Genomic DNA, 22622 nt, shown 5'->3' on the forward strand with positions numbered 1-22622 from the left:
GCCCGAGGGGACGATGCGCGATTTCAAACTGATCCTCCCTGTCGGCGCAGCCGATGGGGAGAGGGTCCGCCGGCCGCAGGCCGGTGGTGGAGGGCCTGGCGTCGTGCCGCTTGCCCCTCCGTCAGACGCCCGACGGCGCCTGCCACCTCCCCATTACGGCTACGCCGCCACAAGGAGGATCTTCCTAGGAGGATCACTTCGGCGCCTCGGTTTGCTCAATCAGGCCGGCGACGAGATTCTCGACCAGCTTGCCCTCGATCTCTGCCGCAGGTGACAGGAGCAGGCGATGGCGCAGCGTCGAGGTGGCCAGGGCCTTCACGTCATCCGGAAGCACATAGTCGCGGCCCTGAAGGGCGGCGCGAGCCCGCGCGGCGTTGGCGAGCACCACCGCCGCACGCGGCGAAGCGCCACTGGCGATATCGGCGCTCTCGCGCGTCGCTCGCACTAGCGCGACCGTGTAGCCGATCACTTCGTCGGCCAGCTTGACCGACTTCACGGCTTCCTGCGCCGCGGCGAGCGTGGCGGCGTCGGCGACCGTGCCGATTCCGAATTCCGCGGGATTCGGTGGTCCGCTGCGCTCGCCGAAGCGACGGACGATCGCCGCCTCTTCCTCGGCGCTGGGATAAGGTACCAGCAGCTTGAAAAGGAAGCGGTCGAGTTGCGCCTCGGGCAGCGGGTAGACGCCCTGGTTCTCGATCGGGTTCTGCGTGGCCACCACCATGAAGTGGTCGGACAGCGCATGAGTTTGCCCGTCGAGCGTGACCCGCCGTTCCTGCATCGCTTCGAGCAGAGCCGCCTGGGTCTTGGGCGGGGTGCGGTTGATCTCGTCGGCCAGCAGCAGCTCGTGGAAGATCGGCCCGCGCGTCAAGGTGAACTGGCTCGTCTGGAAATTGAACAGGTTAGAACCCAGGATGTCGCCCGGCAGCAGGTCAGGGGTGAACTGGATTCGCCCGAACTCGAGCCCGGTCGAAGCGGCGAAGCACTGCGCAAGGAAGGTCTTCGCCGTGCCCGGCGGGCCTTCGAGCAGAACGTGGCCTTGCGCCACCAGCGCGATCAGCAAGTGCTCGATCGTCTCTTCCTGGCCGACGATCGCCTTGCCGATTTCGGTCCGGATGGCGTCGGCCAGCGCGCGCGTCTCTGCGAGCGATAGGGTCATTGAACAAGGGTCCTTTCGATGGATTTCAGAGCGCCCGCGGCGCGCAGCAGGTCGGCGGGGCGGCGGGCGTTGCGCAGGGCCTCGGCCCGTTCGGGGAAATCGGCAGGCAGTCCGCGAACGGCCTGGACGCGGGCGATGGCAGCTTCCCGAGCGCCGAGGTCGGCCTCGCGAATATTGAGCGCGACCGCGACGCGGGCGGAAATCAGCGCGGCATAAGGTGGGCCGAGCAGGTGCAGCCTGCGCGCCCGCTCGACCAGAGCGGCGCTGTTGCGCGCCAACTGCTCCTTGCCCATTGCGAACGACGGCGCCTCTGCGACCGGCGGACCGAAGCGGCGGAAAGAGCGCCAGGCGATGACCAGCGCGGCCAGGATCAGGCACAGGGTGGCGGCGAGGAAAGGTGGCCGGAAGGCCATCGTCAGCAAGTTCTCGCTGCGCCCAAGTCCGGCCACCGTGAGGTCGAACACGATCGGCAGGTCGTAATCCTCGAGCGTCACCTCTATCAAGGCGACCGCCGCCTCGGCACGGGTAGCGTCGGCGAGGCCGTAGTTGTTCATGAGGTCGGGCTCGGCCACGACCACGACAGGCCAGAGCGAATCGTCTGTCCGGCTGTCGTTGCCGTCATTGGGCGAAATCCCGGCAGCCTGGGCGAGGTAAGGGTAGACGCCCGCATCGTTGAGGTAACCGGCCAGCGAGTCGCCCGTCCTGTCACTGATCAGCGGGGCCAGCCCCGCGCCATGCATGGCGAGCGTCTGCTCGGGAACGGGCAGCGTTCCTTGGAGATCGAGTCCGTGCCAGCGATCGCGCTTCCCGAGCTTGATCTCGTCGTTCTTGAGGCCCGGAATCTGGCCGACGAAGTCCGGCGCGACTCCCGAGCCCAGCACGACCCAGCCGCGCGGCACGTTGAGGTTGCGGACCGAATCGGCCCGGCCTGCCGTCCACTTGGGCAGGATCAGCAGCGTCGGCCCAGCGTAGCGCCGCGCCTGGATGATCTTGGCAATTTCCTCTCCGTCCGCGCTGAAGACGTCCGGCGTGATGATCAGCAGCGCCTTGTCCTGCAGGCGCGCCTGGGAGCGCGAAAGCGAAACGTCATAGCCGCGCGCTTCGAGCAGTCGCGCCAGTCCCGCAAAGCCGTTGAGCCCGTTCGCCGCTGCGTGGGAGCCGCCGTTACGGTCTTCACGCCCGTCCCAACCGGCCCCGATCGCGTAGAGGAACAGCAGGAAGGCCCCGGCACCGATCACCAGCACCGCGAGGATAAGCTTCGGGGAGAAGGGCGAGGCACTCCGGCTCATCGGTCGGTCGATCCCAGCTTCGGCGCCGCCAGCGCGAATTCGGCATAGGCGGCGCGTGCCGCCTGCCAGTCTTCCGCCGAAAGGCTGCGCAGCGCGAACAGACTGCGTTCGACCCGCTCGGCAATCACGCCGAAAGCGCCGCGCGCGCCGTGCGAGAGATCGGGCAATTCGGCGATCTCGCGGGCGGTGCTCGACGGTTCGAGCAAGCCGGGCCGAGACTCGCGAATCTGACCGACGCTGCGCTTGAGCAGGAGGTGCGTCGCTTCTTCGTACCGTCCTTCGGCGGCGAGGCCGTCAGCGTTTTCGAGCAGCGCGAGCGCCTCCTGGGTGTCGGGCGTCCACTCAGGCGCACTCTCCTTCGTCCCGCCAAGCTGGGCGTTCGCCAGCATGGGCGCGAGGGTGCGCCAGAGCAGATAGAGGATCAGCAGCGCGGCGAGCGCGAGCACCGACCACATGATCACTTGTCCCGAAACCCCCAGGAACCGGCCGATCGCTCCGAACACGCTCGCCAGCGCGTCGCTCACCGGCTGCAGCGCTTCGCCCAGCCACTTGAAAAACCTCTGCAGCCAATCCGGCGGCGGGGTCCGTTCGGGCATCTTCACCGGGTCAAACTGGATATCGGAGGCCGCGCGCACCGCTTCCCAGTCGCGCGCGAAATCGCCTGCGCCCGCTTGCGCGGCGCTATCCCCCGTCTGCACTGTCACATGTCAGGAGGTGGCATGGCCACCGCGGCGGTGCAACCCGTGGTTTTGCGGGGTCCTAGCCTCGAACCCTGGCTTGGCGGTAGCTGCCGAGCATGCGCAGCTCCTTGCTATGGAAAGCGAGCTCTTCGAGCGCCCGGTCGATCGCGGGATCGCCCGGCGCGCCGAGGATGTCGGCAAAAAACATGGTGGCCGAGAAGCTCGCGCCTTGCTGATAACTTTCCAGCTTGGTCATGTTGACGCCGTTGGTCGCGAACCCGCCGAGCGCCTTGTAGAGCGCCGCGGGCACGTTCTTCACCTCGAACACGAACGTGGTCATCGCTGCCTGACCTGCGAGCGTCGCCGGATCGAGCGCATCGCGTGAAAGCACTACGAATCGGGTGGTGTTGTCCGGCGCATCTTCAACGCCCAGTTCGGCGATCGTCAGATCATAGAGATCGGCCGCGAGCGCGGGCGCGATCGCGCAAGCTTCGGGATCGCCCATCTCCTTCACCAGCGCGGCAGCACCGGCGGTGTCGGCGTAGGCGAGCGGCACGATACCGCGATCGCGCAAGTATTTCCGTGTCTGCCCGAGCGCCTGGGGATGGCTGTGAGCCGATCTGTAAGGCCCTTTGCCAAGCCCCATGACCGCGTAGCTGATCGGCAGGAATTGCTCGCCGACAATGGAGAGCCCGCTACCCGGCAAGAGGAAATGGATGTCTGCCACGCGCCCGTGCTGCGAATTCTCTATCGGAATGATCGCGCTGCCTGCCCGCCCCGCGCTGACCGCGTCGAGCGCATCCTCGAACGAAAAGCACGGCAGTGGCAGGCAGTCCGGCGACCATTCGATCGCAGCACGGTGCGAATTGGCGCCGGGCGCACCCTGAAAGGCGATCGCGCGGGAGGGGTCGGCGGCGGCGGCCGCGTGCATCTCTTCAACGAGGGCAAGGGCAGGAGTGGGATAGCTTTCCATTCAGGCGACGCGGGTAACGACGCAACTTGCGACCGACAAGTGACTATCGGACTTGCGCCTTTGAACCCGCCTTACTAGAGCGGCGCGCAAATCTGACTCTGGTAGATAATCCATCGATGACTGATCGTTTCAACACCATCGCCGGCTGGACCCTATTCGCGGGCATCGTCGCTCTTGGCGGCTCGATTGCGAGCGGCTTGTACTTCCAGGCTGACAAGCCCCACCGTCCGCACGAGATGGGCTTCCCCATCGAAGGCGTGGTGGAAGCGGGCGCCGCCGAGGAAGGGCCGCCGCTGGCAACCCTTCTCGCCACGGGCGACGCGGCTGCCGGCGAGAAGATCTTCGCCAAGTGCACCTCGTGCCACACGATCGCCCAGGGCGGTGGTGATGGTATCGGTCCGAATCTTTACGGTGTCGTCGGCAAGCCGATCGGCAAGCATGAGCCGGGATTCGCCTATTCGAGCGATCTTTCGGGTCATGGTGGTGACTGGACGTTCGAGAATCTCGACCACTGGTTGAAGAGCCCGAAGGCTTTCGCCTCCGGCACGAAGATGAGCTTCGCCGGCCTCGGCAAGCCCGAAGATCGCGCCAACGTGATTCTGTTCCTGCTGCAAAACGGTGGTGGACCGCCGCTGCCGCCGCCGCCGGCTGCTGATGCGGCCGCTGGCGATGCAGCCGCAGCTCCGGCCGATGCCGCTGCCGCTCCGGCTGCAGAAGCGGGTGCCACTGCTGCTCCGGAACCGGCAGCCGCCGCAGTTGCGGCTCACTAAGACCCGGCGGCTTCGGCCGCCGCGTCATTGAGGATGGGAAGGCGGCCGCTTCTGCGGCCGTTTTTCATTGATCCGTCTTGTCGTGCCGCGATGGGATGGTGAGGGCAGGCGTTGGACCGATGGCCCCTCCATCAGTCACCTGCTGCGACTGCCACCTCCCCACGACGCCTGCGCCGCCACAGGAAGGATTGCGGTCATCAGATCAACTTAGTCGCGGCCTTTGAAGCCCTGGGCGATCACGTACCATTCGGACGAGCCTTTGCGGCTGGCCGGCGGCTTGGCGTGCTTGACCGCGCGGAAGTGTCGCTTGAGCAGAGCGAGCAAATCGGCGTCGGTCCCGCCCGCCAGAACCTTGGCCACGAAGGCGCCGTCCTTGTCGAGCACATCGACCGCGAAGTGGGCGGCGGTTTCGACCAGTCCCATGGTCCGCAGGTGATCGGTCTGCTTGTGTCCCACGGTATTGGCAGCCATGTCCGACAGCACCAAGTCCGGCGGCCCGTCTAGCGCGGCTTCGAGCGCAGCCGGGGCCTCGTCGGCCATGAAGTCCATCTGGAAGATCGTCACGCCTTCAAGCGGTTCGGTTTCCAGCAAATCGATGCCGACGACCGCGGCGGAGGGAACCCGCTTGCGTACGACCTGGCTCCAGCCGCCCGGGGCGATGCCCAGGTCAACGACCCGGCGCACGCCTTTGAGCAGACCGAATCGCTCGTCGAGCTCCAGCAGCTTGTATGCCGCCCGGCTGCGGTAGCCCTCGGCCTTGGCCTGCTTGACGTAAGGATCGTTGAGCTGGCGCTCGAGCCAGCGCGTCGACGAAGCCGTGCGGCCGCGGGCGGTCTTAACCCGCCGGTCGGAGTCCTTGCCTGAGCGGCTCACCGGATGGTCTGCTTGAGTCGCCGGAGCGCGGCCTGTGCCTCGATACCGAGCGCGTCGGCGGACATCAGTCCTCGCAGGATGCCCTCACGAATTCCGCGGTCGGCCACGCCGAGTCGTGTGGCCGGCCAGATGTCGAGAATGGCTTCGAGAATCGCGCATCCCGCGACTACCAGATCGGCACGTTCGTTTCCGATACAGGGGAGCCGGCGGCGTTCTTCGGGTCCCATGGTGGAAAGCCGGGTCGCGATGTCGCGCATGGATTCGGAAGGCACGACCAGACCGTCGACAGCCTTCCTGTCGTATTGCGGAAGATCGAGATGCAAGCTGGCGAGGGTGGTCACGGTGCCGCTGGTACCCAGAAGGCGCAGGTTGGGCAAACGGAAGGGGGCGATGCGCTCCGCGAATCCGGCAAAGCTGTCGGCCACGAGCTTGTGCATCTTGCGATAGCGCGCGAGCCGTGAGGCGGCATCGGTGCCCTCGTCACCCACGGTTTCGGTAAGCGAAACCACGCCCCAGGGTACGCTCTGCCAATCGAGAATATGCGGCACCGGGGCGCCAGGCTCGATCAGGACCAACTCGGTCGAGCCGCCCCCGATGTCGAAGATCACCGCTGGTCCGATCCCGTCCTCGAGCAGGATATGGCAGCCGAGCACGGCCAGGCGCGCCTCTTCCTGGGCGGAGATGACGTTAAGCCGGATTCCCGTTTCGTGCCGCACCCGCTCGATGAATTCGGCGCCGTTGGTCGCCCTCCGGCACGCCTCGGTGGCGACCGAACGGGCGAGCCGCACGTTGCGCCGCTTAAGCTTTTCGGAGCAGACCCTCAGCGCCCCGACGGCGCGGTCCATGGCCTGGTCGCTCAGCCGGCCGGTCTGGGCCAGACCCTCGCCCAGGCGCACGACACGGCTGAACGCGTCGATGACCACGAAATTCGCGTCCGCCGGGCGCGCGATCAGCAGCCGGCAGTTGTTGGTACCCAGATCGATTGCCGCATAAGCCTGGCGCGACTGGCCAAGGGGGAGGCTTACAGGCTGCTCGCGCAAGTCAGCGCCGTTGGCGCTGCCGTTTGCCTGCCTTTCGCCGGCGGTGCCGGAGTGGCCCGACCGAGGGAGCTTGGCCAAATTCGGCACATCCCCCTCAGAACCCGCGGTACTCCGCCGCTCATCCGGCGGATTGAAATCCGCCATTTTCTCTTAACTCGCTCGTATTTCTTACCCGCTCGAAGGCGGAACCTGGGCACAGGCTAGCGAAAGCGCTTCGCCGGGGCAAGTTTGGGGCCGCGGACCCGGCGAGCGCATTCCGTGTCACGAGACGCGTGTGGCCCGCTTGACGAGAGCGTCCGGCCTTTCTAGATGCGCCGCTCCCGCGTTGCCCCGTCGTCTAATGGTAAGACTACGGACTCTGACTCCGTCAATTGAGGTTCGAATCCTCACGGGGCATCCATTCCACGGCCAGATCTTGGCGGAATAGCGCGGGATCGCGGCTAGATCGCTCCCCATATCATCGCTGATCTGCCGTTCTGAAGGGCCACCTGAGTAACCCTGGCTCGCAGCGGTTTGCGGGCTCGCGCTCCTGTCCTGGGTGCTATTGGCCCGAGCTGGCTGGTTCGGTGATGAAAGCCAGGATCGCGCTCATGGTCGCCTCGGGTTGCTCTTCCATCAACCAGTGACCGGAATCGCGTATGCTGAGCCCGCGGACATCGGTTGCGGCGAAGGCGATTTCGTTCGCAAAGCCCTCTCCGAACGATTTTTCTCCACCGATCGCGAGGATCGGCATGGCGAGCTTGCCCTCTGCGAGGAACGTCTGGTTATCGACGGCGTCCTGGCGGAAGGCCGCGAATTGCGCGAACGCGTTATGGATCGCATGGGGGCGGGAGTAGAGCGCGGCATAATGGGCGCGAGTTTCTTCGTCGATGTGCTTCGGGTCGGCCGATAGTTCATTGTAAAAGCGATCGAGGTAGATCCGCTCTCGACCGGCTACGAGCCGTTCTTCGTCAGGTCCGAAGAAGTCGAAGTGCCAGGTTCGCTGGTCCTTGATCACGGTGTCCCAATTGCCAAGCCCGGGAAGCGGTGCGTCCATCACCACCCAGCGAGTGACCCGGTCGCGGTTCTGGGCGGCGAAGGCGTAGCCGACCATGTTGCCGATATCGTGCGTGACCAGCGCCAACGGGCCGTCGAGCCCGAGCGCACGAAGCACGGCCGCCATATCGCCGGCTTCGCTCTTCTTGTCGTAGCCGGTCTCGGGATGCGACGAGAGGCCCATGCCGCGCAGGTCCGGGACGACGACCGTGTGATCGGCGGCCAAACGACCCGCGAGCGGCGCCCACATGTCTCCGGTATCGCCGAACCCATGCAGCAGAAGGACAACGGGCCCGTGTCCGCCGATACGTGTGTGGATCGTCGTCCCGTCGACAGCGATATCTCGTGTCTCGAAGGTCGAAGGAAAGGGCTCGACTTTGGCCATTGCGGGGGCACCGGCGAAAAGTCCGGCAACGAATATGGCAAGCCAGCAAATTTGACGGCTCATATGAGTCCCCCCTGTCGATGGTCCTTGCGTAGCAGTTAGTCTGCGGCAGGTCACGGCGCGCGAAAGGCGGGGAAGGTTGGACGCGCCCAACTTTTGGGGGGTACGGGCGCGTCCATGCTGCCAATGATCCGTGACCAAGTGCGTTCCAGACAATATGCTCCACTTGGCTCACGGACGCCTGGGCGAGGGTCTTGCCGTATCCGGTCCTTTCCCCGTCAGGTCGCCGACAGCTCCGAACCGAGCCTGTCGACGTCGGTATAATCGCCCGTCACGTGGTGCTTGGGCTTTCCCCGAAGCAGCAGGTGGCTGATGGCCGGAAGGACGAACAAGGTCAGCAGGGTCGAGGTGATCAATCCTCCGATCACCACGACCGCGAGCGGCTTCTGGACTTCGGCCCCGGTGCCGGTCGCCAGGGCCATGGGCACGAAACCGACGGCCGGGACGAGGCCCGTCATCAGCACCGCCCTCACGCGTTCCATCGTTCCTTCCTTGATGGCTCGATCGACTGCCATTCCAGCATCGAGACGCTGGTTGATGCTGGTCATCACGACCAGTCCGTTGAGGACCGTAACACCGGACAACACGATGAAACCAACCGCGGCCGACACCGAGAATGGATGCCCCGTGAGAAGCAACGCGAACACGCCGCCCGCCAGGGCCAGCGGAATGGCGGAATAGACGGCCAGGGCCTGCCGCATCCCGCGCAGGGCGAGGAACAGCAGGCCGAAGATAGCCGCGAAGATCAGCGGGATCACCAACGAGAGCCGTGCCGAGGCCGCCTGGAGGTTTTCGAATTGACCGCCCCATTCGAGGAAGCTGCCCGGCGGCAGCGTCACTTCGCGGGCAACCTTGTCGCGGGCCTCGGCCACGAATGACCCGAGGTCATTGCCCCGGACATTCGCCTGGACAACCACGCGACGCTTGCCGTTTTCGCGACTGACTTGATTCAAGCCTTCGGAAAAACTGAACCGGGCCAGTTCGCGCAAGGGGACGGAGCCGCGATGGACGTCGTCTCCGGGGAGCATGACCGGCAGCGCGCCCACAGCGTCGAGATCGTTGCGGGTGGCGGAATCCAGTCGAACGACCACGTCATACCGACGGTCACCCTCGAACACGATCCCGGCCTCACGCCCTCCCATCGCGGCCGCGACGGTGTCGCTGACATCCTTCAGGCTGAGGCCATAGCGAGCGATCGCGTCGCGATCGAACCGGACGTCGAGCACAGGGAAGCCCTCGGTCTGTTCGACCTTGACGTCGGCGGCGCCGGGGACAGTGTTGAGCACCGCTGCGATCTCGTTCGCCGTGCGGCCCATGGCTTCAAGGTCGTCGCCATAGACCTTCACGGCAATGTCTCCCCGGACTCCTGCGATGAGCTCGTTGAAGCGCAACTGGATCGGCTGGCTGATCTCGACGGCGTTACCGACGAGCGGTTCGAGCGCCTTCTCGACGCGTTCGATCACGTCGTCTTTCGTGTGGACGCCGGCGGGCCACTCGTCATCGGGTTTGAGGATGATGAAGGTATCCGAGGCATTGGGCGGCATGGGGTCGCTGGCCACTTCGGCGGTGCCCGTCTTCGAGAAGACGAACGCCACCTCGGGCAATTCGGCCACAGTCCTTTCGACCTGCTCCTGCATTCGCGTGGATTGCGCCAGCGACGTCGAAGGAATGCGCACCGCCTGCATCGCCAGGTTCCCTTCGCCGAGCACCGGCAGGAACTCGCTGCCTAGCATGGTGAAGACGAGCGCTGCTGCCGCAAAAGTTCCGGCGCCGGCGCCGATCCAGGGCCAGGGCCGGGCGATGACGCGGCCCAACAGCGGCTCGTAACGCGCTTTCACCCAGGCGACGGCCTTTACGTCCTTCTCGGCCACTTCGCCGCGAATGAGCAGCGCGACCATTGCGGGCACGAAGGTGAGTGACGCCAGGAACGCCCCCGCGAGCGCGAGGAGCACCGTGATCGCCATCGGGGAAAAGGTCTTGCCCTCGACCCCCGTGAACGTGAGCAAGGGAATGAAGACGAGGAAGATGATCGCCTGCCCAAAGAGCGTTGGCCGGATCATCTCCTTCGAGGCTTCGAACACCTCGTGCAGACGTTCATCGCGCGTGAGAACGCGGCCCTCCTGCTTCTGACGGTGAGCTAGGCGTCTCAGGCAGTTCTCGATAATGATGATCGACCCGTCGACGATGAGCCCGAAGTCCAGCGCCCCGAGACTCATGAGGTTGCCTGACGTACCGGTGACATTCATGCCCGTGGCCATGATCAGGAACGAGATCGGTATGACCAGCGCGGCGATGACCGCCGCCCTGAAGTGGCCGAGCAGCCAGAACAGCACGCCGATGACGAGGAGCGCTCCAAAGAACAGGTTTTCCTCGACGGTGCCGATCGTCGCATCCACCAGATGCGACCTGTCGAGAACGGTCTTTACTTGAATCCCCGGTGGCAACGATCGGGCAACTTCCTCAAGGCGCTCGGCCGAGGCGGCCGCAACGATACGGCTATTGCCATCCGCCAGCATGAGCACCGTGCCGACCACGACCTCCTTGCCGTTCTGCGTGGCCGTGCCGGTACGAAGATCACCGCCGACACTGACGGTGGCGACATCGCGCACCTGAACCGGCACGCCGCCCCTCGAAGCAACGGTTGCCCGCTCGATCTCATCGAGCTTGCGAATACGGCCGTCGGCGCGAACGAGGAACGCCTCGCCGCCGCGCTCGACGAAGTTTGCGCCGACCGAGACGTTTGCACTTTCTAGGGCTTCAGCGAGCTCGGAGAACGAGATTCCATAGCTGGACATCTGCGTTGTGTCGGGATGGACGACGAACTGCTTCTCGTAGCCGCCGATGGAGTCGATTCCGGCAACGCCGGGCACCGACCGTAGCTGTGGCCTGATCACCCAGTCCTGGACCGAACGAAGGTAACCCTGCTTGGCGACATCGTCCCTGAGGATTTCTCCAGAGGGGGTCACGTAGCTCCCGTCTGGCTGGAAGCCCGGACGACCCGCAACCCGCCGGACGTCCTTGGAACCGGCCGGAACGAAGTCCACGACATACATCAGGACCTCGCCCAGTCCGGTCGAGACCGGACCCATCTCCGGTTCGACTCCGTCAGGCAAGGTGCCCTTGGCCTGGTTCAGCCGCTCGGCCACCTGTTGCCGGGCGAAATAGAGATCGGTGCCGTCTTCGAAGACGACTGTAACCTGGCTGAAACCGTTGCGCGAGATCGAGCGAGAACTCTCCAGCCCCGGAATGCCCGCCATGGCGGTTTCGACGGGGAAGGTGACCAGCCGCTCCATGTCGAGCGGACCGAGGTTGGGCGCGACCGTGTTGATCTGCACCTGCTTGTTGGTGATGTCAGGGACCGCGTCGATCGGTAGTTTGAGGAGCTGGAACACACCGTAGGCCGCGATGACCATGGTTATGATCACGACGGCCATCTGAAGCGGATCGAGGCGTCGAGGATGCGTGTGATCATCTCAGTGCTCCGCCTCGCCCTTGCCGAGTTCGGCCTTGAGCAGGAAAGCCCCGCGCGTCGCCACCACTGTGCCGGGACGAAGGCCCTCGATGATCTCGATGCGCCCGCCGCCGCGTTGACCCGCTGCGACGTTCGCCGCCTGGAAGCCGTTCGGGGTACGGACGAACACCACGTCACGGCCCTCGAAGCTCTGCACCGCTTCCTCGGGTAGAGCGATGCGGCTGGTGTCGGCGGTCACGGGTAGAATTCGGGCTCGTAGCCCCTGGCCTTGGCTAAGCCCGCCTGAACCTTCAGGCTCCAGCACGACCGTCGCCGTCTTGCTTTCGGGGTCGAGGCCCGGTGTGATCGATCGCACGACCGCTCCTCGCCCCTCGCCGTCGGGGAGCTCGATGACCGCCCGATCACCGGGCTGGATGCGTCGCGCATCGGTCGCGAGAACCGACGCGTTAATCTGTATCCGGCTCGGGTCTGCCACCCGGAACAGCTCGGTACCCGCCGGGACGAAGGCGCCAAGCTTGGCGTCGGCCCTGGTGATCCGCCCCGAAATCAGGCTTACGACCGACAAGGTGCGGCCATCGCCGCTAAGCTTTGCAGCGCTGGCCGCGGAACGGGCGCGACGAGCTTCGGCCTCAGCCTGGGACAGCGCCGCGCGGGCGCCTTCGAGATCCTGCCGGGCGGTAACCCTGGCTTCGTAGAGGCGCTGCTCGCGCTCATAGGCCGAACGAGCCAGCGCAAGTTGCGCTTCGGCACTGGAGCGCTCGGAAGAGAGGGCGGCCGCATCTCGGCTTTCCATGATCGCGACGGAATCCCCTGCGCGGACAAATTCACCCAGGCGGCGATTGATGCGCACGATCGCACCGTCGGCACGAGCGGTCAGGACCGCCTCGCCCGCCGGGGTGGGGGCGACAATGCCCTGAGCGAGAATCTCGGAAGCGAGCCCGCCGGCCTTGACCTGCTCTACGGCGATGCCCGCAGTCCGGGCTCTATCGGCCGTCATGGCGATGAAGCCTTCAGGCCCATGCCCTTCCTCTTCCTCGTGGTTGTCGGCTGCCTCGACCTGAGGCGCCGACGAAAGCGTCCGGCCGAGGAAATATCCGCCGGCTGTAAGCGCGAGAGCACCGGCCGCGCCCACGGCAATCAGCTGGAGTCGGTTCAATTGGAGTTCCATTTGCGGAAAGTCCTTCTTGCGCGATCCGCGCGAATGGTGGGGGTCACTGCGTGGCCAGCCTGATGAGCAGGGCGGCTGCCTTGCCTTGCGCTTCCCGCGCGTCGATCAGAGCTCGCCGGATGCCGTCCCGCGCTTCGGCCGCGGACAGCACTTCGATCAGTTCGAACTTGCCGTTGCGGTAGCCGATGTCGGCAAGCCTCAGCGCTTCTTCGGCCTGGGGCAGGGACTCCGCTTCAAGCGTATCGGCCTTGGCTTCAGCGGCGAGATAGTCTGCCCGCGCTTCCGCCACGGCCTGGCGATACTCCGACACCGCAACCGTCTCTCGTGCCGCGGCTCCGCGGGCCTGCGCCCGCGCCGCTGCGACATGGCCCTGGTTGCGATCGCGGAAGGGCAAGGGGAGGGTGACGCCGAGGACCAGAGCGTTGTCGTTGCTTTCCTCAAACCGCCTCACGCCAGCGGAAACTCTCGGATCGGGAATGCCCGACGCGCGCTCGCGGCCGACCAGCGATTGGGCCGCGATCCGCTCGGCGGCAGCCAGGCGCGGTTCGAGCCCCTGGTATTCCGCCAGCATCTCGTGGGGCGGCTCCAATCTGGGGAAGCCTTCCGCGGGCGGCGGGGCCGGGTCCTGGGACCACAGCATCCCCAGCACGAATCTGGAGGCTAGCGCCGTCGCCTGAGCGGCCTTCAACTCCGCCTCGGCCTCCGACAGCTCGGCCTGAGCCCGGAGGGATCGAAGCGGCGGTTCGCGACCGGCGGCGACAAGCTCGGCCGCGATCCGGGCCAGTTCCCGGTTCCGCTCGACCACGTTCAAAGCCAGGGCGACCCGGGATTGTGCAGCGACCGCGCCGACATATCGCTGGCGCACGGTCATCGCGAGATCGGCGATCGCCATCTTCTCGCGCAGAAGCGCGACATCGACATCGGCGCGTGCCGCGGCCAGCCTCGCGCCGCGTTTGCCGCCCAGTTCAAGCGGAAGCCCTGCGCTGAGGGTGTATTCGGCAGCGCTCAGCCCCGAGTAGGGTCCGCTCCCGGCCACATTCTCGACCTCCAGCGACGCTTCAGGGTTAGGCCGCAGCCCCGCCTGCGTCAGCAGCGCCTGCGCGGCCTCGACTTCGGCGCGAGGGCCGATGGTTCGGGGGTTCTGCGAGCCTGGCGAAACGCCATCGGTCGCACCGGCGAGCGCCAATGCCTCTTCAAGGGTCACCGTCTCCTGGGCAGCCGCCGGCAGCGGCAAAGCCGCGAAGCCGGCGCCCGCCAACAGGGCACCCAACAATATTGAGGATTTCATGATTCATCCCGTTCTCGTCCATTGATCACGAACCGCCACAAGGCGGCGAAGTAATCAGGCGCGAGGGGGGCGCTTCAGCCTGTCGGGAACGATCGAGGTAAGAATGCGGTCGTGCGGCCGGGGATGCTCGCCGTGATAGACCGGCAAGTCCGAGAGGGCCGTCATCGACTGAATGTAGGGAACACCGTGATGGCAATGACCGTGAATACACACGCCATCGTGGTCCCCGCCGGGCAACTGGTGATCCCCGGATTCTTCCGCTGCGGCGGCGACCACGGCGCTGGCTTCGGTGGTCGGTTCGCAGGCGACCGCGTCAACCGTTCCGCCCAGCATTACGCCCAGGAGCAGCAACAGGGCTACAAAGCGTCGAGCGCTGCCAAGGGAAAGCCGACGGACCATCGCGAGGGCTTGTTAGCTCCCCTTCGACATCGAGTCATCCGCTTTCCCGGACGCCCAAAACTCCAGCCGCTGCTTCCTTTCCGCGCCGCAAATGCCTAGGTCGCGAGGTAGGATTGCTGGGAGAGAGATGTGAGCGGACCGGACGACCTCGAAAACGACGCGAACATCGAGGATCGCAAGTTTTACCGAGCGGAACAGGAAGCCGGGTTCGTCGAGTCGGCTCCGACCGAAACACCTCAAACGCTGCACCCCGCGTATCGCCTGGCTTTTCACGACACCGAATTCCTGCTGCGTGACGAGCTTAGACCGGTTCGCTTCCAGCTCGAGCTGCTCAAGACGGAGATGCTGCTCGACGAAGCCGGGGTTGGCTCCATGCTGGTCATGTACGGATCGGCGCGCATTCCGCCGCCCGAAGCCGCTGCTGTCGCGCTCGAAGGCGCGAAGGACCTCCCGGTGGAAGAGCGGCTGGTGATCGAGCGGTTGGCCGAGAAAGCCAAGTACTATGGTGAGGCTTACAAGCTGGCCCGGCTGGTGAGCGAGAAGGGCATCATCGAGCAGGGCAAGCGCCAGTTCGTGATCTGCTCGGGCGGTGGGCCTTCGATCATGGAAGCGGCTAACCGGGGTGCCTCGGACGCGGGGGCCGAATCGGTCGGGCTCAACATCGTCCTTCCGCATGAGCAGGCACCGAACCCCTACGTCACCCCGTACCTGTCATTCCAGTTCCACTATTTCGCGTTGCGGAAGATGCACTTCCTCATGCGCGCACGGGCTGTCGCGGTGTTCCCCGGCGGGTTCGGAACCTTCGACGAGATGTTCGAGCTGCTGACCCTGATCCAGACCGGCAAGATGAAGCCGATCCCGGTGCTGCTGTTCGGCAAGGAATTCTGGACCCGGGTGATCGATTTCGGCGCCCTGGCGCGCGAAGGCGTGATTTCGCCTGAAGATCTCAAGCTCTTCACCTGGTGCGAGACGGCTGAGGAAGCCTGGGGCCACATCGCCGAATTCTACAACATCAACCCCAACCCGGGGCGCATGCGCTAGCGGACGGCCTGGTGCCCCATCGGTCCGTGCCTGGCTCCGAAGCCCGGCGCGGCGAGGAGGGCAGCGCGGACGAATTCGCGAGCCTCGGCGACCGCCTGCTCCAGAAGCACGCCCCGTCCGAGCTGCGTAGCTATCGCGCTCGACAGGGTGCATCCGGTGCCGTGGGTGTGGCGGGTCGCGATGCGCGGCGAGCGCCAGATCATGTCTTTCTGGTTGGTACGCACCAAGCGGTCCTCAACCTCAGGCCCCTCCGCGTCGCCGCCCTTTGCGAGGTAGGTGATCTTGCGCGCGGCCATCGCCTTGGCACCGCCCAGCGCTTCGAGTTCAGGCACGTTTGGCGTGGTCAGTGTGGCGATCCGCATCAGGCGTTCGAAGGCCGCCACGGTGCCCGCATCCGCCAGCACCGCTCCGCTCGTCGCGACCATGACCGGATCGAAGACCACCGGCAGCCCTGTCGCTTCGAGCCGATCCGCGACGGCATGGGCAATCTCAGGCGAGCCGAGCATGCCGATCTTCACCGCGTCGGCGCCGATATCGGACAGGCACGCGTCGATCTGCGCTCCGACCATGTCCGGTGAAAGCGCCTCGACCGCCGTGACCCCGCGAGAATTCTGCGCGGTGATCGCGGTGATCGCGGTCATCGCGTAACCGCCGAGCATCGTCACGGTCTTGATGTCAGCCTGGATGCCGGCGCCGCCGGAACTGTCGGAACCGGCGATCGCCAGGATGCGGGGCGGAGTAGTCATCCGCCTTTGTAGCGCCGCTCTGGCGAGGGCGGATGTTTTGCGTGCAGGGCCTTGGCTCTTGTAGGCCGGTCCATCAGCTCGCCACCGCAATTGGGGCAGCGATCGTCGAGAGCGTCGGCGCACTCGGCGCAGAAGGTGCATTCGAAGCTGCAGATGAACGCGCCCGGCGCTTCCGCGGGTAAGTCGGCACCGCAGCGTTCGCAGTCGGGGCGCATCTCGAGGCTCATGCCGCAGCCTTCACGGCGGCGCAGATTTCGTCGACCACCTGCTCGACTTCGCCGGCATCGTCTCCCTCCGCCATGACGCGGATCTTGGGCTCGGTTCCCGACTTTCGGATCACCAGCCGGCCGCGGCCCGAGAGCCTCGCTTCCGCATCGGCAATGACCGACCTGACCTGCGCGTCCGCCAGCGGATCGCCGCCCGAATAGGTCACGTTCTTGAGCAATTGGGGAACCGGATCGAACAGGTGCAGCAGCTCGCTCGCCCGCTTGCCCGTATGGACGAGCGCGGCCAGCACCTGCAGCGCGGCGATACAACCATCGCCGGTTGTCGCGTGGTCGAGCAGGATCATGTGGCCGGACTGTTCGCCGCCGACGTTGTAGCCGCCGGCCCGCATGGCTTCGAGCACGTAACGGTCGCCGACTTTGGTCCGCACCAGGTTGAGCCCGGCGTCGTTGAGCAGCCGTTCGAGGCCGAGATTGGACATGACGGTGGCGACCACGCCGCCCCCGCGCAGTTCCCCGCTCGCAGCCAAGCGCAGGCCGATCAGCGCCATGATCTGGTCCCCGTCGACGACCTGGCCCTTTTCATCGATCACAATCAACCGGTCGGCATCGCCATCGAGAGCAATGCCGATATCGGCCCCCTCCTCGAGCACGCGTGCCCTGATGGCATCGAGCGAGGTCGAGCCGACGCCGTCGTTGATGTTGAGGCCGTCGGGCGACACGCCCATGGCGATGACTTCGGCACCCAGCTCCCAGACCACAGTCGGCGCTACGGTGTAGGCGGCGCCGTTGGCGCAATCGACCACGATCTTGAGCCCGTCGAGCCGGGTGTCCGAGGGAAGCGACTGCTTGATCGCGTGAATATAGCGGCCGCGCGAATCCTCGATCCGGCGAGCGCGGCCGATGGCGTCGGCCTGCGCCAGTTCCTGCTCCACCAGCATCGCCGCCTCGATCGCTTCCTCGTCCGCGTCGGACAACTTGAAGCCGTCGGGGCCAAACAGCTTGATGCCGTTGTCGGCGTAGGGATTGTGGCTGGCCGAGATCATCACGCCGAGATCGGCGCGCATTTCGCGCGTGAGAAGCGCCACCGCGGGGGTGGGCAGCGGGCCGGTCATGATCACGTCCATGCCGACGCTGGTGAACCCGGCCACGAGGGCTGTTTCCATCATGTAGCCCGACAGTCGGGTGTCCTTGCCGATCACTACCCGGTGCTTGTGCGAGCCGCGCAGGAAGTGGCGCCCGGCTGCCTGGCCGACTTTCATCGCCGTCGCCGCGTTAAGCACCTTTCCATTGGCCCGTCCGCGAATGCCGTCGGTGCCGAAATAGTGTCTGCCCATTCATCCCTCTCGCTGCTGGCGATTGCCATGGCGCTTCCGGACTGCAATGTCACGCGGCGGTGACACAGATCAAGCTGCCAGCTGGATGGACTTTCGCCGCGCTGATAGCTGGCCTGGCGCTCGGCTGGCTGCTTTCCGAGACGGCCGCCAGCGCCACCGCCTTAGCCATCGCCGGACCTGTCGGCTCGGTCTGGTTGCGGGCCCTGCAGATGACGATCGTTCCGCTGGTCGCTGCCCTACTGGTCACCGGGATCACGCAAATGGTGGCGACAGCGCGGGCCGGACCGGTTGCGCGGCGCACTCTGCTGACGTTTTTCATCATCCTCTTCGCCGGAACGCTGTTCGCCGCCTTTGCGACGCCAGCTCTCCTCGAGGTGTTTCCCATCCCGGGCCGCGCCGAAGCGGCGCTGGCGGCGGAAAGCGCCACAGCCCAACCCGTGCCCGGCATCGGCGAGTTCATCGAGTCGCTGGTCGCCGACAACGTGATCGCGGCCGCGGCCGAGACGGCGATGCTTCCGTTGGTGGTCTTCTTCGTGGCGCTCGGCGCGGCCATTTCGCGTCTCGAAGGGGTGCAGAAAGACGTGATGCTGCGGCTGTTCGAGGCGATCGGGCAGACGATGCTGATCATCATCGGCTGGGTCCTGCGGGTCGCGCCCATAGGCGTTTTCGCGCTGGCCGTCAGCGTGGGGCTCGCAAGCGGGGGCGGGGCGTTCGCCGCGCTCGGGCACTACATCCTGATCATCTCGGGCCTCGGCCTGGTGATCTTGCTCGCCGGTTTCCTCCTCGGCATCCTTGCCTCCCGGCGTGGCCCCATCGGATTCACCCGGGCCTTGGTGCCCTCGCTGGCCGTCGCGATCTCCACCCAGAGCTCGCTCGCCAGCCTGCCGGCCATGCTCCAGTCGTGCCGCTTGCTCGGGGTGCGGGAGACGACGGCGGACTTCGTGCTCCCCCTGGCCGTTGCGCTGTTCCGTGCCACTGGCCCCGTTATGAACCTTGGTGTGGCAATCTATGTCGCCAAGCTGACCGGGGTCGAACTGACCCCGCAACTCATGGCGGTGGGCATCGCCGTGGCGCTGGTGACGACCATCGGATCGGTCAGCCTCCCCGGCGCGATCAGCTTTATCACCGCGATCGGACCGATCGCGCTCGCGATGGGAGTTCCCATCGAGCCGCTGGCGATTCTCGTCGCCGTCGAGATGTTGCCCGACATCATGCGCACGCTCGGCAATGTCGTGATGGACGTGGCGGTCACGGCCACGGTCGACCGGAACAAGCCCCGGGGCCCTGACCCTAGCGCATCTTCGGGACGCGCTAACATTTCTACGCGAACCTGAATCGGAATCGAGCGTTAGGGGGTCGGACCCATTCCATCAGAGGACGATTTCCCATGGCCTTCGAACTGATCCAGTTGCCCTATGACAGCGAGGCGCTTGCGCCGGCGATCTCCGCCGAGACGTTGAGCTTCCACCATGGGAAGCACCACAAGGCCTATGTCGACAAGACCAACGCCGCCATCGAAAACACCGACCTCGACAGCGCTTCGCTCGAGACCGTGATCGCCAAGGCGCGGGGTAGCAACCAGGGCTTGTTCAACAACGCTGCGCAGAGCTGGAACCACGGCTTCTACTGGTACTCGCTCTCGCCGAATGCGAGCGCTCCGACTGGCGATCTCGCGGCCAAGATCGACGAGGCTTTCGGCTCGCTCGACAACTTCAACAAGCAGTTTGCCGAACGCGGTGTCGGCCACTTCGCCAGCGGTTGGGTCTGGCTCGCCGAAAAGGACGGCAAGTTGTCGATCGAGGAAACCCATGACGGCGACACCCTGGCCGACCAGGGCTTCCGCCCGCTGCTGACGATCGACGTGTGGGAACACGCCTATTATCTCGATCACCAGAACCAGCGTCCGGTCTACCTCAAGGAAGTGATCGAAAAGCACCTCAACTGGGATTTCGCGGCCGAGAACCTCGCTCGCGAAGGGACCTGGAGCTATCCGGCGCCCACATACGCCTGACGGCGGCAAGGGCTGCCCCGGGCCGGACAAAATCCGGCCCGGGCAACCATGATCTGGAAGGAAACCTTAATCATCCCGGTTTAGCGTCCGGCAATGGCTATCAAGCGCGCTTCCCTCGTCAACAACACCGAAACCGCGCGCTTGGGCAAGCGTAATGCCCTGACAACCGAAGGAAAATGCCAGATCGGCGATGGGGCGGTCCAGGAGGTTCTCCTGACCGACCTCGATGCCCATGGCTGCATGATGCGCGGCTCGGCGATCGGGGTGACCAAGTCGGATCCGCTGCAACTGTGGCTGGGAGATATCGGTCCCATCGCAGGAAAGCTCAGATGGGCCCGCCACGGGTCGGTCGGGATAGAGTTCGACACACCGCTTTATGACGACGTGATCGAGCAAGTGCGCACCGTCGAACCGGGGCCGACCGTGATTTCGCTCAGCCGCCGATCTGGACGCTGATCCTACTCAGGCTCCCGGGGTTCGAGCGTGCTGGCCGCGAAAAGGGGTTCCCCGAACAGAAAACCTATTATGTTGGGCCGCCCGAGATGCTCCATCAGTGCGGTCACGGTCAGCAGGATCGGTACTGAGAGCAAGGCTCCGGTCACGCCCCAGATCCAGCTGAAATAACTTAGGGCCAGCAGGATCATGACAGGGTTCATCGTGAACCGTGCGCCGAGGATGGCTGGTGTGATGACATTTGATTCGGTGGCATGGAGCCCGAGATAAGCCGCTGCCGGGATCAGCCCGACCACCGGGCTCTCCGCCGTTCCCAGCCCGAACAAGGTCAGAAGCCCGATCATGACGAGGGGACCGACGTAGGGCAGGAAGTTGAGCAGCGCGGCAAGGCCGCCCCACATGACCGGGAAATCCATCCCCAGCGCCCAGGCGCCGAGGGTCACGATGATCCCGATGCAAAGATTGATAAGGCCGACCGTTAGTATGTAAGCGGCCACTCGGTCCTGCACGTCGCGCATGACACGTGCGGCTTTCAGGCTGGCGCCGAACTCCTGCCGATCGAGCAGAAGGCGCCGCCGCATGCGTACCCTCGCTTCGATCATGAAGAACGCCATCAGCAGGGTAAGCAGCACTTCCAGTACGACCGTCGGGGTTGCGAACGCCAACTGCTGGAGCATTGTCGGTTCGGCCAGCACCACGCGCTGACCGCCGGCCGACCCGACCAGGCCAGCGACCTTGTCGTTGAGCCGCGAGATCCACGCCAGGTTCCCCTGCAGTGCGTTGAAATGCTCTCCGATGCGATCGACCATCGCGGGGACGTCGTCGAACATGGACAGCGCCGGGCGCAGGACTGCGGTCAGTGCCAGGGACACGACGGCGAGGAAAATCGCCAGGGCGGCGAGCGAGGCCAGGAAGTTCGGCAACCCGAAGCGAGCCAGCCGGTCCGCCACCGGCGAGAGGATGATGGTCAGGATTATAGCGGTGACGAGTGGGAGGAATACGACCGAGCCGATCGAAAGCACGAAAGGCAGAGCCAGGAACAGCCCGATGGCAATCAACACCACCAACGCCGAGATTAGCCGCAGTTCTTCTTCCGCAAACGCCAGGCGCTTGCGTCTGGGAGTGGCTTCACCGCTTCGTGGACCGGCCTTTTCGGCCTCGGTTCCATTGGTCATTCCGGCGCCCCCGCATCCCCCTTATTTGGTGGCTATGCTGATCCCCTTGCCTGACGCGACATCGTCGAGTTCCTGCAGGATTGCGCGATGCGCGGCTGGGTCGTCAATCGAACGCTCGGGTATTGAGCCTTCCTCTATCATCACCGTCAGCGCGGCGCGCGCCCGGCCCACACGGCTCTTGATCGTGCCCACGGCACAACCGCAGATCTGCGCAGCCTCTTCGTAAGAGAAGCCACCCGCGCCCACCAGCAGCAGCGCCTCGCGCCGTTCGGGCGGCAAGGTCAGCAGGGCACGGTGCATGTCGGAAAGGTGAATCGGCTCTTCCTGGGCGGCGGGCGCGGTCAGGATGCGCTCTGCGGCCGTTTCGTCATATTCCCCGCGGAAGCGGTTGCGGCGCATATCGGTCAGATAGGCATTGCGCAGGATGACGAAGGTCCAGGCCCGCATGCTCGTGCCGGGTTCGAACCGGTCTTGCGCGGCCCAGGCCTTGAGCAGGGTTTCCTGCACGAGGTCGTCGGCCATATCGGGCCGGCCGCACAACCCGCGAGCAAATGCGCGCAGGTGCGGGACAACCTCGGTGAGGTCGCGCTTGAACGCGCGCTTTTCGTCGGCGCTGCGTTCGGGCGTCACACGCTGTTCGTTGCTCATCGTTTGCCGTCGTCAAGCCTGGCGAGCAAATCCTTGAACGCGTCGGGGATAGGTTCCTCGATCACGGAGTCGTAGAGTTGCTTGAGCCCGGAAGCCCATTCCGGTCCCTGCTTTCTGGTATGCTGCTTCTTGCCTTTCACAGGCTTCCCCGTCCCGTCAGCGCCAGCCATTATCGATGCTTCCACCAGCTCCACATTGCGTCCTTGCAATTGCCTTGACACCGACCCCTGTTGCAAGTGTGCATCTGCTTCGGCGTTGTTGCGCTTGTTCGGAACGAAAGCGGGGACATCCGGTTCCCACTCGTAACGGCCAACCGCGAATTCTTTGTTGGTCCGGACCAGCGGGGGGATGCCTGTGCGATGGGGGCGGGCGGCTGACAACCGCCTCAGGGGAGTAGAT

21 protein-coding genes, 1 tRNA gene and 1 pseudogene are annotated in these 22622 nt (G+C 65.3%); 6 read left to right on the top strand and 17 right to left on the bottom strand.

Going from position 1 to position 22622, the window contains the following annotated elements; genetic code table 11:
* Positions 1 to 193: 193 nt before the first annotated feature.
* From KK137_RS15410 to KK137_RS15425, 4 genes are read right to left on the bottom strand one after another with little or no spacing between them, the layout of a single operon-like run.
* The gene (locus KK137_RS15410) at positions 194 to 1156 is read right to left on the bottom strand and encodes an AAA family ATPase (RefSeq protein ID WP_214537404.1); all 963 of its coding nucleotides are present in this window, start codon (positions 1154 to 1156) and stop codon (positions 194 to 196) included.
* The gene (locus KK137_RS15415) at positions 1153 to 2445 is read right to left on the bottom strand and encodes a DUF4350 domain-containing protein (RefSeq protein WP_214537405.1); all 1293 of its coding nucleotides are present in this window, start codon (positions 2443 to 2445) and stop codon (positions 1153 to 1155) included. The genes KK137_RS15410 and KK137_RS15415 overlap by 4 nt, the downstream gene beginning before the upstream one ends.
* Positions 2442 to 3149 (bottom strand): hypothetical protein, encoded by a 708-nt coding sequence (locus tag KK137_RS15420; RefSeq protein ID WP_250893872.1) that lies wholly within the window; start codon positions 3147 to 3149, stop codon positions 2442 to 2444. Before KK137_RS15420 ends, KK137_RS15415 begins: the two co-directional genes overlap by 4 nt.
* A 55-nt stretch (positions 3150 to 3204) precedes the next feature.
* Entirely contained in the window at positions 3205 to 4098 is an 894-nt protein-coding gene (locus KK137_RS15425; RefSeq protein ID WP_214537406.1) for a prephenate dehydratase, read from the bottom strand.
* A 116-nt stretch (positions 4099 to 4214) separates the two neighbouring features.
* Between KK137_RS15425 and KK137_RS15430 the strand changes: the two genes are divergently transcribed.
* Positions 4215 to 4868 carry a c-type cytochrome gene (locus KK137_RS15430; protein WP_214537407.1) on the top strand — a complete coding sequence of 218 codons (654 nt, stop codon included), beginning with the start codon at positions 4215 to 4217 and terminating at the stop codon, positions 4866 to 4868.
* 207 nt (positions 4869 to 5075) lie between these two features.
* Here KK137_RS15430 and KK137_RS15435 read toward each other — a convergent pair whose 3' ends face one another.
* Both KK137_RS15435 and KK137_RS15440 read right to left on the bottom strand, forming a co-directional pair.
* A complete protein-coding gene (locus tag KK137_RS15435; protein WP_214537408.1) occupies positions 5076 to 5741 on the bottom strand; it encodes an RlmE family RNA methyltransferase in 666 nt (221 codons plus the stop codon).
* Positions 5738 to 6859 (bottom strand): Ppx/GppA phosphatase family protein, encoded by a 1122-nt coding sequence (locus KK137_RS15440; protein WP_420829329.1) that lies wholly within the window; start codon positions 6857 to 6859, stop codon positions 5738 to 5740. The genes KK137_RS15435 and KK137_RS15440 overlap by 4 nt, the downstream gene beginning before the upstream one ends.
* Before the next feature lie 248 nt (positions 6860 to 7107).
* On the opposite strand from KK137_RS15440, the gene KK137_RS15445 reads away from it, so the two are divergent.
* Positions 7108 to 7181 (top strand) — tRNA-Gln (locus KK137_RS15445).
* Positions 7182 to 7322: 141 nt separating this feature from the next.
* Here the strand turns inward: KK137_RS15445 and KK137_RS15450 are convergent.
* The 5 genes and pseudogenes from KK137_RS15450 to KK137_RS15470 form a co-directional block, all read right to left on the bottom strand.
* Positions 7323 to 8264: an alpha/beta fold hydrolase gene (locus KK137_RS15450; RefSeq protein ID WP_214537410.1), complete on the bottom strand. Its 942-nt coding sequence runs from the start codon at positions 8262 to 8264 to the stop codon at positions 7323 to 7325.
* A gap of 215 nt (positions 8265 to 8479) precedes the next feature.
* A pseudogene (locus KK137_RS15455) lies at positions 8480 to 11733 on the bottom strand (efflux RND transporter permease subunit).
* A gap of 1 nt (position 11734) precedes the next feature.
* Positions 11735 to 12901, bottom strand: coding sequence for an efflux RND transporter periplasmic adaptor subunit (locus KK137_RS15460; RefSeq protein WP_214537411.1), 1167 nt, complete (start codon positions 12899 to 12901; stop codon positions 11735 to 11737).
* 43 nt (positions 12902 to 12944) lie between these two features.
* Positions 12945 to 14189: a TolC family protein gene (locus KK137_RS15465; protein WP_214537412.1), complete on the bottom strand. Its 1245-nt coding sequence runs from the start codon at positions 14187 to 14189 to the stop codon at positions 12945 to 12947.
* 54 nt (positions 14190 to 14243) lie between these two features.
* The gene (locus KK137_RS15470) at positions 14244 to 14540 is read right to left on the bottom strand and encodes a hypothetical protein (RefSeq protein ID WP_214537413.1); all 297 of its coding nucleotides are present in this window, start codon (positions 14538 to 14540) and stop codon (positions 14244 to 14246) included.
* 177 nt (positions 14541 to 14717) lie between these two features.
* Between KK137_RS15470 and KK137_RS15475 the strand changes: the two genes are divergently transcribed.
* Positions 14718 to 15629 carry an LOG family protein gene (locus KK137_RS15475; protein WP_214537414.1) on the top strand — a complete coding sequence of 304 codons (912 nt, stop codon included), beginning with the start codon at positions 14718 to 14720 and terminating at the stop codon, positions 15627 to 15629.
* Here KK137_RS15475 and thiD read toward each other — a convergent pair.
* From thiD to glmM, 3 genes are read right to left on the bottom strand one after another with little or no spacing between them, the layout of a single operon-like run.
* A complete protein-coding gene (gene thiD, locus KK137_RS15480) occupies positions 15626 to 16375 on the bottom strand; it encodes a bifunctional hydroxymethylpyrimidine kinase/phosphomethylpyrimidine kinase (RefSeq protein WP_214537415.1) in 750 nt (249 codons plus the stop codon). The two genes, KK137_RS15475 and thiD, sit on opposite strands and share 4 nt — an antisense overlap.
* Positions 16372 to 16602, bottom strand: a complete 231-nt coding sequence (locus tag KK137_RS15485; RefSeq protein ID WP_214537416.1) for a DUF1272 domain-containing protein — start codon at positions 16600 to 16602, stop codon at positions 16372 to 16374. The genes thiD and KK137_RS15485 overlap by 4 nt, the downstream gene beginning before the upstream one ends.
* Positions 16599 to 17936, bottom strand: a complete 1338-nt coding sequence (gene glmM / locus KK137_RS15490; RefSeq protein WP_214537417.1) for a phosphoglucosamine mutase — start codon at positions 17934 to 17936, stop codon at positions 16599 to 16601. Before glmM ends, KK137_RS15485 begins: the two co-directional genes overlap by 4 nt.
* A gap of 59 nt (positions 17937 to 17995) precedes the next feature.
* Between glmM and KK137_RS15495 the strand changes: the two genes are divergently transcribed.
* The 3 genes from KK137_RS15495 to KK137_RS15505 all read left to right on the top strand — a co-directional run bounded on the left by KK137_RS15495 (position 17996) and on the right by KK137_RS15505 (position 20403).
* On the top strand, positions 17996 to 19270 hold the full coding sequence (locus KK137_RS15495) for a dicarboxylate/amino acid:cation symporter (RefSeq protein ID WP_338028106.1): 1275 nt from the start codon (positions 17996 to 17998) through the stop codon (positions 19268 to 19270).
* Positions 19271 to 19323: 53 nt separating this feature from the next.
* The gene (locus KK137_RS15500; protein WP_214537418.1) at positions 19324 to 19947 is read left to right on the top strand and encodes a superoxide dismutase; all 624 of its coding nucleotides are present in this window, start codon (positions 19324 to 19326) and stop codon (positions 19945 to 19947) included.
* Between the two features lie 93 nt (positions 19948 to 20040).
* The gene (locus KK137_RS15505) at positions 20041 to 20403 is read left to right on the top strand and encodes a hypothetical protein (protein WP_214537419.1); all 363 of its coding nucleotides are present in this window, start codon (positions 20041 to 20043) and stop codon (positions 20401 to 20403) included.
* Between the two features lie 2 nt (positions 20404 to 20405).
* On the opposite strand, the gene KK137_RS15510 is transcribed toward KK137_RS15505, so the two are convergent.
* Genes KK137_RS15510 through KK137_RS16695 form a run of 3 tightly spaced genes read right to left on the bottom strand, consistent with a single transcriptional unit; the run spans position 20406 to position 22603 of the window.
* Positions 20406 to 21575 carry an AI-2E family transporter gene (locus KK137_RS15510; protein WP_214537420.1) on the bottom strand — a complete coding sequence of 390 codons (1170 nt, stop codon included), beginning with the start codon at positions 21573 to 21575 and terminating at the stop codon, positions 20406 to 20408.
* Between the two features lie 21 nt (positions 21576 to 21596).
* Positions 21597 to 22223: a sigma-70 family RNA polymerase sigma factor gene (locus KK137_RS15515; RefSeq protein WP_214537421.1), complete on the bottom strand. Its 627-nt coding sequence runs from the start codon at positions 22221 to 22223 to the stop codon at positions 21597 to 21599.
* Positions 22220 to 22603: a NepR family anti-sigma factor gene (locus tag KK137_RS16695; protein ID WP_250893873.1), complete on the bottom strand. Its 384-nt coding sequence runs from the start codon at positions 22601 to 22603 to the stop codon at positions 22220 to 22222. Before KK137_RS16695 ends, KK137_RS15515 begins: the two co-directional genes overlap by 4 nt.
* Positions 22604 to 22622: the final 19 nt, after the last annotated feature.

The sequence above is a fragment of the Croceibacterium selenioxidans genome (assembly GCF_018599195.1).
Classification (GTDB): Bacteria; Pseudomonadota; Alphaproteobacteria; order Sphingomonadales; family Sphingomonadaceae; genus Croceibacterium_A; species Croceibacterium_A selenioxidans.